At 54.1% G+C, this 17644-nt stretch carries 19 protein-coding genes; 14 read left to right on the forward strand and 5 right to left on the reverse strand.

The features are described from left to right. Window positions 1–58 precede the first annotated feature (58 nt). Complete coding sequence (locus tag ACLD4F_RS19885; RefSeq protein ID WP_000792797.1) at window positions 59–721, forward strand: TIGR02117 family protein; 663 nt, start codon at window positions 59–61, stop codon at window positions 719–721. A gap of 44 nt (window positions 722–765) precedes the next feature. Here ACLD4F_RS19885 and rpmE read toward each other — a convergent pair whose 3' ends face one another. Continuing rightward, entirely contained in the window at window positions 766–978 is a 213-nt protein-coding gene (rpmE, locus tag ACLD4F_RS19890; protein ID WP_000715284.1) for a 50S ribosomal protein L31, read from the reverse strand. 203 nt (window positions 979–1181) lie between these two features. On the opposite strand from rpmE, the gene priA reads away from it, so the two are divergent. The 7 genes from priA to rraA all read left to right on the forward strand — a co-directional run bounded on the left by priA (window position 1182) and on the right by rraA (window position 9168). Continuing rightward, entirely contained in the window at window positions 1182–3380 is a 2199-nt protein-coding gene (gene priA / locus ACLD4F_RS19895; protein WP_000109392.1) for a primosomal protein N', read from the forward strand. Window positions 3381–3534: 154 nt separating this feature from the next. Further along, window positions 3535–4560 carry a DNA-binding transcriptional regulator CytR gene (gene cytR / locus ACLD4F_RS19900; RefSeq protein ID WP_000841337.1) on the forward strand — a complete coding sequence of 342 codons (1026 nt, stop codon included), beginning with the start codon at window positions 3535–3537 and terminating at the stop codon, window positions 4558–4560. Between the two features lie 93 nt (window positions 4561–4653). Further along, window positions 4654–5631, forward strand: coding sequence for a cell division protein FtsN (gene ftsN, locus ACLD4F_RS19905; protein WP_000068809.1), 978 nt, complete (start codon window positions 4654–4656; stop codon window positions 5629–5631). Window positions 5632–5722: 91 nt separating this feature from the next. Further along, window positions 5723–6253: an ATP-dependent protease subunit HslV gene (gene hslV, locus ACLD4F_RS19910; protein ID WP_000208240.1), complete on the forward strand. Its 531-nt coding sequence runs from the start codon at window positions 5723–5725 to the stop codon at window positions 6251–6253. Window positions 6254–6262: 9 nt separating this feature from the next. Then, window positions 6263–7594, forward strand: a complete 1332-nt coding sequence (gene hslU / locus ACLD4F_RS19915) for an HslU--HslV peptidase ATPase subunit (protein WP_001293360.1) — start codon at window positions 6263–6265, stop codon at window positions 7592–7594. Window positions 7595–7660: 66 nt separating this feature from the next. After that, the gene (gene menA, locus ACLD4F_RS19920; protein ID WP_000139639.1) at window positions 7661–8590 is read left to right on the forward strand and encodes a 1,4-dihydroxy-2-naphthoate polyprenyltransferase; all 930 of its coding nucleotides are present in this window, start codon (window positions 7661–7663) and stop codon (window positions 8588–8590) included. A 92-nt stretch (window positions 8591–8682) separates the two neighbouring features. Then, the gene (gene rraA, locus ACLD4F_RS19925; RefSeq protein ID WP_000872918.1) at window positions 8683–9168 is read left to right on the forward strand and encodes a ribonuclease E activity regulator RraA; all 486 of its coding nucleotides are present in this window, start codon (window positions 8683–8685) and stop codon (window positions 9166–9168) included. 221 nt (window positions 9169–9389) lie between these two features. On the opposite strand, the gene zapB is transcribed toward rraA, so the two are convergent. Further along, on the reverse strand, window positions 9390–9629 hold the full coding sequence (gene zapB, locus ACLD4F_RS19930) for a septal ring assembly protein ZapB (protein ID WP_000051370.1): 240 nt from the start codon (window positions 9627–9629) through the stop codon (window positions 9390–9392). Window positions 9630–10027: 398 nt separating this feature from the next. Here zapB and ACLD4F_RS19935 point away from each other — a divergent pair, with 398 nt between their 5' ends. The 4 genes from ACLD4F_RS19935 to fpr all read left to right on the forward strand — a co-directional run bounded on the left by ACLD4F_RS19935 (window position 10028) and on the right by fpr (window position 14367). Then, entirely contained in the window at window positions 10028–10873 is an 846-nt protein-coding gene (locus tag ACLD4F_RS19935) for an MIP/aquaporin family protein (RefSeq protein WP_000084285.1), read from the forward strand. Between the two features lie 20 nt (window positions 10874–10893). After that, window positions 10894–12402 (forward strand): glycerol kinase GlpK, encoded by a 1509-nt coding sequence (gene glpK / locus ACLD4F_RS19940; protein WP_000136808.1) that lies wholly within the window; start codon window positions 10894–10896, stop codon window positions 12400–12402. Window positions 12403–12513: 111 nt separating this feature from the next. Then, window positions 12514–13524, forward strand: coding sequence for a class II fructose-bisphosphatase (gene glpX / locus ACLD4F_RS19945; RefSeq protein WP_023232486.1), 1011 nt, complete (start codon window positions 12514–12516; stop codon window positions 13522–13524). Between the two features lie 96 nt (window positions 13525–13620). After that, on the forward strand, window positions 13621–14367 hold the full coding sequence (fpr, locus tag ACLD4F_RS19950; protein WP_000796303.1) for a ferredoxin--NADP(+) reductase: 747 nt from the start codon (window positions 13621–13623) through the stop codon (window positions 14365–14367). 105 nt (window positions 14368–14472) lie between these two features. On the opposite strand, the gene ACLD4F_RS19955 is transcribed toward fpr, so the two are convergent. Further along, the gene (locus ACLD4F_RS19955; RefSeq protein WP_006724708.1) at window positions 14473–14901 is read right to left on the reverse strand and encodes a DUF805 domain-containing protein; all 429 of its coding nucleotides are present in this window, start codon (window positions 14899–14901) and stop codon (window positions 14473–14475) included. Between the two features lie 100 nt (window positions 14902–15001). Between ACLD4F_RS19955 and ACLD4F_RS19960 the strand changes: the two genes are divergently transcribed. Both ACLD4F_RS19960 and tpiA read left to right on the forward strand, forming a co-directional pair. Then, window positions 15002–15598 (forward strand): YiiQ family protein, encoded by a 597-nt coding sequence (locus tag ACLD4F_RS19960; protein ID WP_000802241.1) that lies wholly within the window; start codon window positions 15002–15004, stop codon window positions 15596–15598. A gap of 112 nt (window positions 15599–15710) precedes the next feature. Beyond that, a complete protein-coding gene (tpiA, locus tag ACLD4F_RS19965) occupies window positions 15711–16478 on the forward strand; it encodes a triose-phosphate isomerase (protein ID WP_001216339.1) in 768 nt (255 codons plus the stop codon). A 91-nt stretch (window positions 16479–16569) separates the two neighbouring features. Here tpiA and ACLD4F_RS19970 read toward each other — a convergent pair whose 3' ends face one another. Further along, window positions 16570–17334, reverse strand: coding sequence for an epimerase (locus tag ACLD4F_RS19970; protein ID WP_001088050.1), 765 nt, complete (start codon window positions 17332–17334; stop codon window positions 16570–16572). A 9-nt stretch (window positions 17335–17343) separates the two neighbouring features. Next, a complete protein-coding gene (gene lsrG / locus ACLD4F_RS19975) occupies window positions 17344–17634 on the reverse strand; it encodes a (4S)-4-hydroxy-5-phosphonooxypentane-2,3-dione isomerase (protein ID WP_001543603.1) in 291 nt (96 codons plus the stop codon). Window positions 17635–17644: the final 10 nt, after the last annotated feature.

Raw genomic sequence — 17644 nt, forward strand, 5'->3', positions numbered from 1 at the left:
AAACGCAGCGTCATTAGACAAACGCCACAACATACCGCGCCTTTGCTGGTGATATGTCATGAAAAATCTCTTTATCGCCTGGTTAAGTTTACTGCTATATGGCTGCACAACCTTTCCACAAGCCGTAAAACCTACGACAGGCGGACAGCCCTCCCCGACGGAAATCTATATCGTCAGTCATGGCTGGCACACGGGAATTATTGCGCCAGCCCATGATGTTAATACCGTTCTGCCACAGCTTAAAAAACGGTTCGCTCAGGAGACGCAGTGGTATGAAATCGGCTGGGGCGATAAGGGCTTTTATCAGTCACAAGAAATAACCACCGCGCTTACGCTCCAGGCCATGTTCTGGTCATCCGGCGCGGTTATGCACATCGTCGCCTTTTCCGGTCAACCAGAACGCTATTTCGCCGGTAGCGAGATAAAATCACTGCTCCTGCACACAAACCAGCGTAACAGTCTGATGCGTTATCTGGGCCGCAGCTTTGCGCGTGACGCAGAGGGTAATCTGATTCCGTTAAAACAAGGAATTTACGGCGATAGCCAGTTTTACGCCGCGAATGGCCGCTACGGCATACTCAATACCTGCAATAAATGGACAGCGAAGGGGCTGGAAAGCGCGGGACTGACTATAAATCCTTCGTTAAAACTCACGGCAGGAAGCGTAATGAAAGCGATTACGGATCACAGAATGTGTCTGAACAAATACTGTTATCCCTAGAAAACAAAAAAAGCGCCTGCGGCGCTTTTTTTTCTGGCGGTAACTTATTTGCTGCCAGGGATGCTGAAGCGCTTGTTGAAGCGCTCAACACGACCACCGGTATCAACAACACGCTGCTTACCAGTGAAGAACGGGTGGCATTTGCCGCACACGTCCAGGTTCAGGTCGTGACCCACGGTAGAGTGGGTTTTGATAACATTACCGCAAGAACAGGTTGCAGTAATTTCTACGTAATTCGGGTGAATACCTTTTTTCATGGGGAACCTCAGTGTAAGGCCGCGTCGCTCTTCCAGCCCTAACGCCAGACACCACGCGAAGTTAATAGTAAAGGGTTTGATGCTCACAACACGCACCAAAGGCGGCGAATCATACAGAATTTGACCACCGTATGCAAACTGATCCGCGCTCCCTTATCGTAATGTGTATACTACCCGACGAAATTTCAAGTCAGGAAGATGCTATGTCCGTCGCGCACGTTGCCTTGCCCGTTCCGCTTCCCCGAACCTTTGATTACCTGCTGCCGGAAGGCGGGGTCGCCAAAGCCGGGTGCCGCGTGCGCGTGCCGTTCGGCAAGCAGCAAGAGCGCGTGGGCATTGTCGTCTCGGTTAGCGACCACAGCGAATTGCCGCTCGATGAATTAAAATCGGTCATTGAAATCCTGGATAACGAGCCAATCTTTTCTCCCTCCATCTGGCGCTTACTCCTCTGGGCGGCGGATTACTACCACCATCCCCTCGGCGACGTTCTGTTTCACGCTCTGCCGGTTTTATTGCGTCAGGGAAAACCAGCCAGCAACGCGCCCCTATGGTATTGGTTCGCCACCGAAGAGGGGCAAGCCGTCGACATCAACAGCCTGAAACGCTCCGCCAAACAACAACAGGCGTTGGCGGCGCTGCGGCAAGGAAAGATCTGGCGCTATCAGGTAGCCGAGCTTGATTTTACTGACGCCACGCTGCAAACGCTGCGGCGTAAGGGGCTTTGTGAGCTTGCCAGTGAAACGCCCGCGTTTACCGACTGGCGGGAGCATTATGCCGTCGCAGGAGAGCGCCTGCGGCTGAATACCGAACAGGCGACAGCAGTCGGCGCGATTCACAGCGCGTCGGACGGTTTCTCCGCCTGGTTGCTGGCAGGCGTAACAGGTTCCGGCAAGACCGAAGTGTATCTGAGCGTGCTGGAAAACGTCCTCGCCCAGGGCAAACAGGCGCTGGTGATGGTGCCGGAAATCGGCCTGACGCCGCAAACGATCGCCCGTTTTCGCGAACGTTTTAACGCGCCGGTGGAAGTGCTGCATTCCGGGCTAAACGACAGCGAGCGTCTTTCGGCATGGCTGAAAGCGAAAAACGGCGAAGCGGCGATTGTCATCGGCACGCGTTCCTCGCTGTTTACGCCGTTTAAAAATCTTGGCGTGATTGTCATCGACGAAGAGCACGACAGTTCTTATAAACAGCAGGAAGGGTGGCGCTACCATGCCCGCGATTTGGCTGTGTATCGCGCCCATAGCGAGCAGATCCCGATTATTCTCGGCTCCGCCACCCCAGCCCTGGAAACGCTATGCAACGTGCGGCAGAAAAAATACCGGATGCTGCGTCTGACGCGGCGCGCAGGCAACGCCCGCCCAGCCCTGCAGCATGTGCTGGATTTAAAAGGCCAGCGTCTTCAGGCGGGACTGGCGCCCGCCCTTATCGCCCGTATGCGCCAACATCTCCAGGCCGACAATCAGGTAATTTTATTTCTTAACCGCCGGGGATTCGCGCCCGCGCTGCTTTGCCACGACTGCGGCTGGATTGCGGAGTGCCCGCGTTGCGATCACTACTACACGCTGCACCAGGCGCAGCATCATTTACGCTGTCATCACTGCGACAGCCAGCGTCCGGTACCGCGTCAGTGCCCCTCCTGCGGCTCCACACATATGCTACCGGTTGGGTTAGGGACGGAACAGCTGGAGCAGGTGCTGGCGCCCTTCTTCCCCGGCGTGCCGATCTCACGAATCGACCGTGATACCACCAGTCGTAAAGGCGCGCTGGAGCAGCATCTGGCGGAAGTTCACCGCGGCGGAGCGCGCATTCTGATAGGCACACAAATGCTGGCGAAAGGCCATCACTTTCCGGACGTCACGTTGGTGGCGTTGCTGGACGTCGATGGCGCGCTTTTTTCCGCAGATTTTCGTTCGGCGGAACGCTTTGCCCAGCTCTACACTCAGGTTTCCGGCCGCGCCGGGCGCGCGGGCAAACAGGGCGAAGTGGTGCTCCAAACGCACCATCCTGAGCATCCCCTGCTGCAAACGTTACTGTATAAAGGCTATGATGCGTTTGCGGAACAGGCGCTGGCGGAACGGCAAACGCTCCAGCTTCCGCCGTGGACCAGCCACGTCATTATTCGCGCAGAGGATCACAACAATCAGCAGGCGCCCGTCTTTCTCCAGCAATTGCGTAATCTGATTCAGGCCAGCCCGCTATCAGACGATAAGCTGTGGATCTTAGGTCCGGTTCCGGCCCTCGCGCCAAAACGCGGCGGCCGCTATCGCTGGCAAATTTTACTTCAGCATCCTTCACGGATTCGCCTGCAACACATCATCAGCGGCACGCTGGCGTTGATCAATACGCTCCCGGAAGCGCGGAAAGTTAAATGGGTTCTGGACGTCGATCCGATTGAAGGATAGTCCTCACGATGCGAGGCGGATCGTAAAATTAAAGATCCATCACACTTTTTATGAAAATTCTGTAACCGCTTCCACGCACTATCTGATAAAAATGTTTTCGATGAGTGTTACCAGGGATAGATCTGCGCCAGCAGTTCCCAGGCGAGGAGAAAGAGTGAAATCGAACAAGCAGGTTACTGCCGCTACGATGAAGGATGTTGCGTTGAAGGCGAAAGTCTCTACGGCAACCGTATCCCGCGCGTTAATGAACCCCGATAAAGTCTCCCAGTCGACCCGTAGCCGGGTTGAACAGGCCGCGCTTGAAGTGGGTTATTTCCCGCAGTCGATGGGGCGAAATGTAAAACGCAATGAATCCCGTACGATTTTGGTGATTGTCCCGGATATTTGCGATCCCTTCTTCAGTGAAATTATCCGCGGTATCGAAGTGACCGCGGCAGAACAGGGGTATCTGGTGCTGATTGGCGATTGCGCCCATCAAAACCAGAAAGAAAAAACCTTTCTTAATCTCATCATCACCAAACAGATCGACGGCATGGTACTTCTCAGTTCCCGACTGCCCTTTGACGCCAGCGTTGAGGAGCAGCGCAATTTGCCCCCGATGGTGATGTCGAATGAGTTTGCGCCGGAGCTTGAACTGCCGACGGTACATATTGATAACCTGACCGCCGCGTTCAATGCCATGAACTACCTGTTGGATTTGGGCCACAAGCGGATTGGTTGTATTGCGGGGCCGGAAGATATGCCGCTCTGTCACTATCGCTTACAAGGTTACGTACAGGCATTAAGGCGCAGTGGCATTGTGGTCGATCCGCATTACATCGCCCGTGGCGACTTTACCTTTGAAGCCGGGGCAAACGCATTAAAGCAGTTGCTTGAGCAACCGTTGCCGCCTACCGCCGTCTTTTGTCATAGCGACGTAATGGCGCTGGGCGCCCTCTCCTGGGCCAAGCGCCAGGGTCTGAAAGTGCCTGACGATCTGTCGATTATCGGCTTTGACAATATCGCGCTGGCCGAGTTTTGCGACCCTCCGTTGACAACCGTGGCGCAGCCGCGTTTTGACATTGGTCGCGAAGCGATGCTGCTGTTGCTCGATCAGATGCAGGGGCAAAATGTGAGCAGCGGCTCGCGTTTAATGGATTGCGAGCTGATTATTCGCGGTTCTACGCGCGCTTTACCCTAAAGTAAATAGCTTTAAGACTCACCTGTCTGGTCAAAGGCCCGCCGCTTCAGTAACATGACGGGCTGACGAACGAATAAATACAGCGAAACGATAGTGGCACAACGAGATTATGTACGTCGCGGCCAACCGGCTCCTTCGCGGCGCAAAAAGAGCACCTCACGGAACTCACGGAAGAAGCAAAGCAACATGCCTGCCGTCTCGCCGGCAATGGTCGCGATTGCGGCAGCCGTCCTTGTGACCTTTATCGGCGGTCTGTACTTCATTACTCACCATAAGAAAGAAGAGTCCGAAACGCTACAAAACCAGAAAGTCACCGGCAATGGGCTTCCGCCAAAACCGGAAGAGCGCTGGCGTTACATCAAAGAGCTGGAAAGTCGCCAGCCGGGCGTGCGTACGCCAACGGAACCGTCCGCCGGCGGCGAAGTCATGAATCCGAATCAGCTCACCAGCGAACAGCGTCAACTCCTGGAGCAGATGCAGGCGGATATGCGTCAGCAGCCAACGCAACTTAACGAAGTGCCGTGGAACGAGCAGACGCCAGAACAACGCCAGCAAACGCTACAGCGCCAGCGTCAGGCGCAGCAGCAGCAGCAGTGGGCTCAAACGCAGCCTGTTCAGCAACCACGTACGCAGCCGCGGGTAAACGAGCAGCCGCAAACACGCACGGTACAGTCCGCCCCGGCGCAACCCGCGCGCCAAAGTCAGCCGCCGAAGCAGACGGCCTCGCAGCAACCTTATCAGGATTTGCTGCAAACGCCGGCGCATACCAGCGCGGCAGCGCCGAAAGCCGCGCCAATTACGCGCGCGCCTGAAGCGCCGAAGGCGACAGCAGAGAAAAAAGATGAACGTCGCTGGATGGTGCAATGTGGTTCATTCAAAGGCGCCGAGCAGGCAGAAAGCGTCCGCGCTCAGCTGGCGTTTGAAGGCTTTGACTCCAAAATTACCACCAATAACGGCTGGAATCGCGTGGTTATCGGGCCGGTGAAAGGTAAAGAAAATGCCGACAGCACCATTAACCGTCTGAAGATGGCGGGCCATACAAACTGCATTCGACTCGCCACCGGGGGTTGAAACCCTCAAAATCTCCCCCATCTATACTTGCATTATGCCCCGTACGCCGTACGGGGCCGCAATTCAGCATTAGTAACCAAGGGGTCTGCTCGTGACAACAATAGTAAGCGTACGCCGTAACGGCCACGTGGTAATCGCCGGTGATGGTCAGGCCACACTGGGTAACACAGTAATGAAAGGCAACGTGAAGAAAGTCCGCCGCCTCTACAACGACAAGGTCATTGCGGGCTTTGCGGGCGGTACTGCGGATGCATTCACGCTGTTCGAGCTGTTTGAACGTAAACTGGAAATGCATCAGGGGCACCTGGTCAAAGCCGCCGTTGAACTGGCGAAAGACTGGCGTACCGACCGTATGCTACGCAAACTGGAAGCGTTGCTGGCCGTCGCGGATGAAACCGCCTCGCTCATCATCACGGGTAACGGCGATGTCGTGCAACCTGAAAACGATTTAATTGCTATCGGCTCCGGCGGTCCTTATGCCCAGGCTGCCGCTCGCGCTCTGTTGGAAAATACCGAGCTCGGCGCGCGCGAAATTGCTGAAAAGGCGTTGGATATTGCAGGCGATATCTGCATTTACACCAACCATTTCCACACCATTGAAGAATTGACCGCCAAAGCGTAAGGACCTCTCATGTCTGAAATGACCCCACGCGAAATTGTCAGCGAACTGAACAAACACATTATCGGCCAGGATAACGCAAAGCGTTCCGTGGCGATTGCATTGCGTAACCGCTGGCGTCGTATGCAGCTTGATGAAGAGCTGCGCCACGAAGTAACGCCGAAAAATATTCTGATGATTGGCCCGACCGGCGTCGGTAAAACCGAAATCGCCCGTCGTCTGGCAAAACTCGCCAACGCGCCGTTCATTAAAGTCGAAGCCACCAAATTCACCGAAGTGGGCTATGTCGGGAAAGAAGTGGACTCTATCATCCGCGATCTGACCGATGCCGCGGTGAAAATGGTTCGCGTACAGGCTATCGAGAAAAACCGCTATCGTGCGGAAGAGTTGGCGGAAGAGCGTATTCTCGACGTACTGATCCCACCCGCAAAAAATAACTGGGGCCAGGCCGAACAGCAGCAGGAGCCTTCTGCCGCCCGTCAAACGTTCCGCAAAAAACTGCGCGAAGGCCAGCTCGACGATAAAGAGATCGAGATTAACCTCGCCGCCGCGCCGATGGGCGTAGAGATTATGGCGCCTCCGGGCATGGAAGAGATGACCAGCCAGTTGCAGTCTATGTTCCAGAACCTGGGCGGTCAGAAACAGAAACCGCGTAAGCTGAAAATTAAAGACGCGATGAAACTGTTGGTTGAAGAAGAAGCTGCTAAGCTGGTCAACCCGGAAGAGCTGAAACAGGACGCTATCGACGCGGTTGAACAGCACGGCATCGTGTTTATCGATGAAATTGACAAAATTTGTAAGCGTGGCGAAACCTCCGGCCCGGATGTTTCACGCGAAGGCGTACAGCGCGACTTACTGCCGCTGGTAGAAGGCTGCACGGTTTCGACCAAACACGGGATGGTCAAAACGGATCATATTCTGTTTATCGCCTCTGGCGCGTTCCAGGTGGCGAAGCCGTCTGATCTGATCCCGGAACTGCAGGGCCGTCTGCCGATTCGCGTTGAACTTCAGGCGCTGACCACCAGCGATTTCGAACGCATTTTGACCGAGCCAAACGCCTCCGTCACCGTGCAGTATAAAGCGCTGATGGCAACTGAAGGCGTCAATATCGAGTTCACCGATTCCGGTATTAAACGTATTGCCGAAGCCGCCTGGCAGGTTAACGAAACCACCGAAAACATCGGCGCGCGCCGTCTGCATACCGTACTGGAGCGTCTGATGGAAGAAATTTCCTATAACGCCAGCGATCTGCACGGCCAAAACATCACAATTGATGCGGAATATGTGAGCAAACATCTGGATGCGCTGGTCGCAGATGAAGATCTAAGCCGTTTTATCTTATAATCGCGTCCAATGCATTTTCATCACTGTTGATGGGGCTGAAAAGCCCCATTTTTATTGGCGCTAAATATGACTGAACAACAACAAATTAGCCGCACCCAGGCCTGGCTGGAAAGCTTACGACCCAAAACCTTACCCCTCGCCTTCGCGGCGATTATCGTCGGTACGGCCCTGGCATGGTGGCAAGGCTATTTCGATCCTCTGGTCGCGCTGCTGGCCCTTATCACCGCCGGGCTGCTGCAAATTTTATCCAACCTCGCCAACGATTACGGCGACGCTGTCAAAGGCAGTGATAAACCGGATCGCATCGGGCCGCTGCGGGGGATGCAAAAAGGCGTCATCACCCGGCAGGAGATGAAGCGGGCGTTAATCATTACCGTCGTGCTGATCTGTATCTCCGGACTGGCGCTGGTGGCGGTCGCGTGCCATACGTTAACCGATTTTGTAGGCTTCCTGATTTTGGGCGGGCTGTCGATTATCGCCGCCATCACCTACACCGTGGGTAATCGGCCCTACGGTTATATCGGGCTGGGTGATATCTCTGTCCTGGTATTCTTTGGCTGGCTAAGTGTCATGGGGAGCTGGTATCTCCAGGCGCATACGCTGATTCCGGCGCTGATTCTCCCGGCCACCGCCTGCGGTTTACTGGCGACGGCGGTGCTGAATATTAATAACCTGCGCGATATTAATAGCGACAGAGAGAACGGCAAAAACACCCTTGTAGTACGACTGGGCGATGTCAACGCGCGTCGTTATCACGCCTGCCTGTTGCTAGGCGCGCTGCTCTGTCTGGCGCTGTTTAATCTGCTCTCGCTACACAGTCCGTGGGGATGGTTGTTTATTCTGGCCGCGCCATTGCTCATTAAACAAGCGCGCTACGTAATGCGCGAAAGGGAGCCTGCGGCAATGCGCCCGATGCTTGAACGTACCGTTAAAGGCGCGTTGTTAACCAACCTGTTATTTGTGATTGGGATACTCTTAAGTCAGTGGGCCGTTTAACTGACAAATATCAATTAACAATTGATGATTTTGCCAACAGTATACTTAGCGCGATATACTAAAAATTCTCGCAGCAACTGAACGTTAAGCCTATGAAATACGATACTTCCGAGCTTTGTGACATCTATCAGGAAGATGTCAACGTCGTGGAACCGCTGTTCTCTAATTTTGGAGGGCGGTCGTCGTTTGGCGGACAAATCATCACGGTAAAATGTTTCGAGGACAACGGGTTGCTGTACGATCTGCTCGAACAAAATGGCCGTGGTCGGGTTCTGCTGGTCGATGGCGGCGGTTCTGTCCGCCGTGCATTAGTCGATGCGGAGCTGGCGCGTCTGGCCACGCAAAATGAATGGGAAGGGCTGGTTATCTATGGCGCGGTGCGTCAGGTGGACGATCTGGAAGAGCTGGATATCGGCATTCAGGCGATCGCCGCCATTCCGGTTGGCGCCGCAGGTGAAGGCATTGGGGAAAGCGATGTGCGCGTCAATTTCGGCGGCGTGACGTTCTTCTCCGGCGATCATCTCTATGCCGACAACACCGGGATTATCCTTTCCGAAGACCCGCTTGATATCGAGTGATCAAAAAAGGCGCCGTAAGGCGCCTTTTTTATGCGTTGTCGCTGATTGCCGGATGTCGGCTTACGCCTTATCCGGCCCACCGGTATCCGCATTCTAAATCCTCTATAGATTTCGCGTCAGGGCAAGGCGGCAAGTAAGTGAATCCCCAGGAGCATAGGCCACTATGTGACTGGGGTGAACGCACGCAGCCAACGCCGCCATAACGTGAAATATGACGAGGATTAGACTTCTTCCATACGACCAAGCAGCGCCTGCAAACGTTCCTGCCAGCCGCTCTGCTGTTCCTTCAGAGAATTATTTTCACGCTCGAGTTCTTCACGCTGATGCTGTGCAGACTGCACTTCCTGCGTCAGGCTGTTGTTCTTTTCTTTCAGCTCTTCAATTTCCATCTGTAACAGGGTGATGGTGTCAATCGCCTGCTGTACTTTTGCTTCCAGTTTCTCAAACACTTCTAAAGACATGATCTTACCTCTCCTGAATTGCAAGGCGACGCTTCACGTAAACGCGCACAATATATAGTGTCGATTGTATGAAGCCCCGCTCTCGCTGTCCAGCGACATACCGCGTAGATCGCGGTTTGCAGCAATTTTCATCCATCTCCTGGTAACATTCATTCAATAACTTAAAAGTGTTAACATATTGGTTAATGAAATGATTCAATTCACTCTCTTCTGCTGTCTCAAAATGCGCCTCATGGCGCGATAACGCTCATTTTATTGACGCAGTACACACATTTTGATTTCGATATTTCTCGTTTTTGCTCGTTAACGATAAATTAACAGTGTGCCTACAGGGCATCGTGGATGTCCATGACCTCCTCGCATACCAATAATCATTACATACTCTTCAGGATCCGATTATGAGTCAAACATCAACCTTAAAAGGCCAGTGCATTGCTGAATTCCTCGGTACCGGGTTGTTGATTTTTTTCGGTGTGGGTTGTGTCGCTGCGCTTAAAGTTGCCGGAGCTACTTTTGGACAGTGGGAAATCAGCGTCATCTGGGGTCTGGGAGTAGCGATGGCTATCTACCTGACGGCAGGTGTTTCTGGCGCACACCTGAACCCGGCAGTGACCATCGCACTCTGGCTATTTGCCTGTTTCGACAAACGTAAAGTTGTTCCTTTTATTATTTCTCAAGTTGCCGGCGCCTTTTGCGCAGCGGCGTTAGTTTACGGGCTTTATTACAATCTTTTTGTGGACTTCGAACAAACCCACCATATCGTCCGTGGCAGCGTTGAAAGTCTCGATCTCGCAGGCATTTTCTCAACTTACCCGAATCCTCATATCAATTTTGTGCAGGCCTTCGCGGTTGAAATGGTGATTACCGCTATTCTGATGGGGCTGATTCTGGCGCTGACCGACGACGGTAACGGCGTACCTCGCGGTCCGCTTGCGCCACTGCTCATTGGTTTACTGATCGCCGTTATCGGTGCCTCTATGGGGCCGTTGACCGGGTTTGCGATGAATCCGGCGCGTGACTTTGGCCCCAAAATGTTCGCCGGGCTTGCCGGCTGGGGTGAAATTGCGTTTACCGGCGGTAGAGACATTCCTTACTTCCTGGTGCCGCTGTTTGGCCCCATCGTCGGCGCCATTCTGGGCGCGTTTGCTTATCGCAAATTTATTGGCCGTCATTTGCCGTGCGATACCTGCGTCGTGGAAGAGAAGGACTCCACCGCGACCACACAACAAAATGCTTCGCTGTAATCTGATTACGGGACAAAATTATGACTGAAAAAAAATATATCGTTGCGCTCGACCAGGGTACCACCAGCTCCCGCGCGGTCGTTATGGATCATGACGCGAATATCGTCAGCGTATCACAGCGTGAATTTGAGCAAATTTATCCTAAGCCAGGCTGGGTAGAACACGACCCGATGGAAATTTGGGCGTCCCAAAGCTCAACGCTGGTAGAAGTACTGGCTAAGGCCGATATCAGTTCCGATCAGATTGCCGCTATCGGTATCACCAACCAACGTGAAACCGCGATCGTCTGGGAACGTGAAACCGGCAAACCGATATACAACGCTATTGTCTGGCAGTGCCGTCGTACCGCCGATATTTGCGAACAGCTTAAACGCGACGGCCTGGAAGATTACATCCGCGACAATACCGGTCTGGTCGTCGACCCGTACTTCTCTGGCACTAAAGTGAAATGGATCCTTGACCATGTGGAAGGTTCGCGCGAACGCGCGAAGCGTGGCGAGCTGCTGTTCGGTACGGTGGATACCTGGCTTATCTGGAAGATGACGCAGGGCCGCGTCCACGTTACGGATTACACCAACGCCTCACGAACCATGCTATTCAACATCCATGATTTGGACTGGGACGATAAGATGCTGGACGTGCTGGATATCCCACGCGCGATGCTGCCCCAGGTACGTAAGTCCTCCGAAGTCTACGGCCAGACCAATATTGGCGGTAAAGGCGGTACACGTATTCCTATCGCCGGGATTGCCGGGGATCAGCAGGCCGCGCTATTCGGTCAACTGTGCGTAAAGGAAGGAATGGCAAAGAATACCTACGGCACCGGCTGCTTTATGCTGATGAACACCGGCGAGAAAGCGGTAAAATCGGAAAACGGCCTGCTGACCACCATCGCCTGCGGCCCAAGCGGCGAAGTCAACTATGCGCTGGAAGGTGCGGTGTTTATGGCGGGAGCGTCCATTCAATGGCTGCGTGATGAAATGAAGCTCATCAGCGACGCGTTCGACTCCGAATATTTCGCCACGAAAGTGAAAGATACCAACGGTGTCTACGTGGTTCCGGCCTTCACCGGTCTGGGCGCGCCGTACTGGGACCCGTATGCCCGCGGCGCCATTTTTGGCCTGACTCGCGGCGTGAACTCTAATCACATTATCCGCGCGACGCTCGAATCCATCGCTTACCAGACCCGCGACGTACTGGAAGCGATGCAGGCCGACTCCGGCATCCGCCTGCACGCTCTGCGTGTGGACGGCGGCGCAGTGGCCAACAACTTCCTGATGCAGTTCCAGTCAGATATTCTCGGCACGCGGGTGGAACGCCCGGAAGTGCGCGAAGTGACCGCGCTGGGCGCCGCCTATCTGGCTGGTCTGGCCGTCGGTTACTGGCAGAACCTGGACGAGCTGCAGGAAAAAGCCGTCATCGAGCGAGAATTCCGCCCCGGCATTGAAACCACCGAGCGTAACTACCGTTATAGCGGCTGGAAGAAAGCGGTTAAACGCGCAATGGCGTGGGAAGATCACGACAAGTAAGGTCGCCATCCGGCAAAATCTTTGTGCGGGGGCAACTCCGCACACACATCAATTATTCCCTCCTTCCCCTGTGCTACACTGCGCGCCACTCCTTTTTGCTACGAGTTTGTTATGAGACGAGAACTTGCCATCGAATTTTCCCGTGTGACCGAAGCGGCGGCGCTGGCTGGCTACAAATGGCTGGGACGCGGCGATAAAAATACCGCGGACGGCGCGGCGGTCAACGCCATGCGTATCATGCTCAACCAGGTCAACATTGACGGCACCATCGTGATTGGCGAAGGCGAAATCGACGAGGCCCCGATGCTCTATATCGGCGAGAAAGTCGGTACCGGCCACGGCGATGCGGTAGATATCGCCGTCGATCCGATTGAGGGCACGCGCATGACGGCGATGGGTCAGGCGAACGCGCTGGCGGTGCTGGCGGTCGGCGATAAAGGCTGCTTCCTGAATGCGCCCGATATGTATATGGAAAAACTGATTGTCGGTCCGGGCGCCAAAGGGGCGATCGATCTCAATCTGCCGCTGGCGGATAACCTGCGCAACATCGCGGATGCGCTGGGTAAACCGCTTGGCGATCTGACCGTGACCATTCTGGCAAAACCGCGTCATGACGAGGTTATCGAAGAGATGGCTAAACTGGGCGTACGCGTGTTTGCCATTCCTGACGGCGACGTCGCGGCCTCAATTCTGACCTGTATGCCGGATAGCGAAGTCGACGTGCTGTACGGGATTGGCGGCGCACCAGAAGGCGTGGTATCCGCAGCGGTGATCCGCGCGCTGGACGGCGATATGCAGGGGCGTCTGCTGGCGCGCCATGACGTGAAAGGCGACAGCGAAGAAAACCGCCGCATTGGCGAACAGGAACTGGCGCGCTGCAAAGCAATGGGCATTGAAGCGGGCAAGGCGTTATGCCTGGGCGATATGGCGCGTAGCGATAACGTTATTTTCTCCGCGACCGGCATCACGAAAGGCGATCTGCTGGAAGGAATTAGCCGGAAAGGCCATATTGCCACGACGGAAACGCTGCTGATCCGCGGCAAATCACGCACCATCCGCCGCATTCAGTCGATCCACTATCTTGATCGTAAAGATCCGGATGTGCAGGCGCATATCCTCTAGCGCATTTGTTAGTTAGAGCCTTCCAGCCTCGCGGGGCTGGAAATCTTTCTCCTGACGAACGAAGATAAGGTTAGCGATTCAGAACAGGAGAAAACCATGGCCGATTGGGTAACAGGTAAAGTCACTAAGGTGCAAAACTGGACTGACGCACTGTTCAGCCTGACCGTTCACGCCCCCATTAATCCTTTTACTGCAGGCCAATTTACCAAACTCGGACTGGAGATCGATGGCGAGCGCGTTCAGCGCGCGTATTCCTATGTGAATGCGCCTGACAATCCGAATTTAGAGTTTTATCTGGTGACGGTGCCGCAAGGAAAGCTCAGCCCGCGGCTGGCGGCGCTAAAACCTGGCGATGAGGTGCAAGTGGTCAGCGACGCGTCGGGTTTCTTTGTACTGGATGAAGTGCCTGACTGCGAGACGCTATGGATGCTGGCAACCGGAACCGCTATTGGCCCGTATTTGTCTATTCTGCAATATGGGCAGGATGTCGCGCGCTTTAAAAATCTGGTCTTGGTCCACGCCGCACGCTTCGCCGCCGATTTAAGCTATCTGCCGCTAATGCTGGAACTACAACAGCGTTATGAAGGCAAGCTGCGCATCCAAACGGTGGTCAGCCGGGAGAGCGTGCCAGGCTCGCTTACCGGGCGCGTGCCTGCGCTCATTGAAAACGGCGAGCTGGAAAAAGCCGTTGGATTGCCGATGGATAAAGAGACCAGCCACGTCATGCTGTGCGGGAACCCGCAGATGGTGCGCGATACGCAGCAACTGCTGAAAGAGACCCGACAGATGACTAAACATCTGCGCCGCCGACCGGGGCATATGACGGCTGAACATTACTGGTGATGTTTTACCGAATGGCGGCTGGGGCTTATCCGGCCTGCAAATCATCACCACTCTGTAGACCCGGTAAGCGTCAGCGCCACCGGGCAAATTACGGTTTACCGCCCGTTACAGCTCTGCTTTAAACTTCACGTCCTGTGTCGCTTTCCCAAACTTATTTTCCCCCTGAACACCGACAAACGCGCCCAGATCGATAAGCATCATTACCAGGATCAGTGTCGGAATAAATCGCCCGACAACCCACTGCCACATTCCCGGCAGCATCCCCCAGTTTCCGGCCAGCAGCATCCACGCCAGAATCATCAGCAACGCCCACGCGCCGGAGCGCCCCCGGTCATGCAGACGTTTGACCATGACGGCGGCGGTCGGCCACAGCAGGCACACCAGGCAAAATGCCGCCGTTTGGATATCAAGCAGATTTTTCCCCGCCAGCGAAAATAGCGCCAGCATCCCGGCAAACCAGAGGCCGATCCAAATCCAGAAATCACGGCGTCCGATACGCCCTTTAAATGAGAATAACCATTGCTGTATGGTCATGTAAGTTCCTTATATTTTGCCTTCCGCTACAGTTTACCCTTTTGACAAGCCCGACAGTTATCGTTTTAATCGTGAGCAGTCCTAACGAAAGGTAAGATTGATGAAGCCAGGATGTACTCTGTTTTTACTGTTGTTTTCTGCTCTCACCGCCAGCATAACGGCGCACGCGCAGCTCTCTTCATCGACCACGACAGCGCCCTATCTGCTGGCGGGCTCGCCAACCTTTGATCTTTCTATTAGCCAGTTTCGTGAGAACTTTAACCGCCAGAATCCCGATCTGCCGCTCAATGAATTTCGCGCCATTGAGAATAGCCGCGATAAGGCGAATCTGACCCGCGCCGCCAGTAAGATTAACGAAAATCTGTATGCCTCCACGGCGCTGGAGCGCGGTACGCTCAAAGTGAAAAGTATGCAGATTACCTGGCTGCCCATTCAGGGGCCGGAACAGAAAGCGGCGAAAGCGAAAGCGCTGGAATATATGGCCGCCATTATTCGCACTGTCGCCCCGTTGCTGACAAAAGAGCAAAGCCAGAAAAAACTGCAAAAGATGCTTATCGCCGGTAAAGGTAAACACTATTACGCCGAGACCGAAGGCGCGGTACGTTATGTTGTCGCAGATAACGGCGAAAAGGGGCTGACCTTCGCGGTTGAACCGATTAAGCTGGCGCTATCTGAAAATCTGGAAGGGGCGAATTGATGACAAAAAGCAAAGCCTTTCCGGGGATGAATCTCTATACTGTTTCACAGACCATGCTGCTCTGACGAGCGGCCATCTTCCTTAATTCGCTGACTAAGCGTGGAGAAATGAAATGCGACATCCTTTAGTGATGGGTAACTGGAAACTGAACGGCAGCCGCCACATGGTAAACGAACTGGTGGCTAACCTGCGTAAAGAACTGACGGGCGTAGCAGGCTGCGATGTGGCAATCGCTCCGCCGGAAATGTATATCGATCTGGCGAAACGCGCTGCTGCCGGTAGCCACATTATGCTGGGCGCGCAGAACGTTGATCTGAATCTGTCTGGCGCATTCACCGGTGAAACTTCGGCTGAAATGCTGAAGGATATCGGCGCGCAGTACATTATTATCGGCCACTCCGAGCGTCGTACTTATCACAAAGAATCTGACGAGCTGATCGCCAAAAAATTCGCCGTACTGAAAGAACAAGGTCTGACGCCGGTACTGTGCATCGGTGAAACCGAAGCGGAAAACGAAGCGGGCAAAACAGAAGAAGTATGCGCACGCCAGATCGACGCGGTACTGAAAACGCAGGGCGCGGCAGCCTTTGAAGGCGCGGTTATCGCTTACGAACCCGTATGGGCGATCGGTACCGGTAAATCTGCAACGCCTGCGCAGGCTCAGGCAGTGCACAAATTCATCCGTGACCACATTGCTAAAGCTGACGCGAAAATCGCTGAACAGGTTATTATCCAGTACGGCGGTTCTGTTAATGCCTCCAACGCAGCCGAACTGTTCGCGCAGCCGGACATCGACGGCGCACTGGTAGGCGGCGCTTCTCTGAAAGCTGACGCCTTCGCCGTGATCGTGAAAGCAGCAGAAGCTGCTAAACAGGCTTAATTGCCAATCAATGTCTGATGGCGCTGCGCTTATCAGGCCTACCAGCCGAGTGCTTATGTAGGCCTGATAAGGTAAAGCCGCCATCCGGCATTTATGCTGTGGAGGGTAAGAAAGTAGTATCCCCGGCAACCTTAAACATCGCCCTCCAGCTCCGCGTATTCTCAACCAGCCGATCATCACGAAATAACGCACTACCAGAAACAACACGATTGATGCCCTGTGCAATCAACGAAGGCAACTGATCCTGCGTTAACGACCCATCAATAACGATAATTTTACCTTCGCGTTTATCACCAAGTAGACAGAGAAGCTGCGCCACGCGCTCGTGCAAATCACTGGAGCGCATTTTACTGCCGTATCCAGGGTTCACTGCCAGTAGTTGAATAACCTCAACGTCGCTCAGAATGGGGATAATGACATCCAGAGGCGTTGCCGGGCATAAACTAATCCCCCGGATCACCGGCATTTCACCGCCGATAACGGGCACGGTCTGCTGACCAAGCCAGCTTAGCGTATGATGCAGATGAATATCGCCTTCAGCCTGAAGCGTGATGCAGTGTGCGCCCGCCTTCACGCAGGCTTGCGCCGCCGTCCATTGATCCGCTACCATCAAATGAACATCTTTGATAAAGGTTTGCGGCAGTTGCCCAACTGCCCATGGCCCAACGGTAAACTGCGGGCAAAATTGACCATCCATCAAATCCAAATGCAACAGCGGCTGGTTTAGCGCTTCCAACTGTTGCAGATAGCGATGCAACGCAATCCACTGCCCTGCCAGAATACCCACACTAAGCGGATATGACGCTAACAATGCCACACATGCTTCGCGCGTTAATCCGGCAAACTGGCTGTTCATGAGCGCTCCTTAAGGCATCAAACCCATAAAAACTTTTTTTGTCCGCGGACCGGTCATCAACGGTTCAAGCTGCTCCACGCAAGTTTTGTAGTGTGGCGTTGTCTTGTGAAAAGCGACGGCCTGTTCATCAACGTAGGCTTCATAAATATAAAATCGCGTAGGCACCTGCGGATCCTGCAGAACATCAAAACGCAAGTTACCCGGCTCTTTAATTGAGCCCAGATGATTCTGCCGAAAAACATCGATAAATTGTTCAACCTTGTCATCATGAACGTTAATTTCAACCAGCGTAACGTGCATCATTAACCCC

Origin of the sequence: Salmonella sp. 741265050_HSA (assembly GCF_046569445.1) — a bacterium.
GTDB classification, from domain to species: Bacteria; Pseudomonadota; Gammaproteobacteria; order Enterobacterales; family Enterobacteriaceae; genus Salmonella; species Salmonella enterica.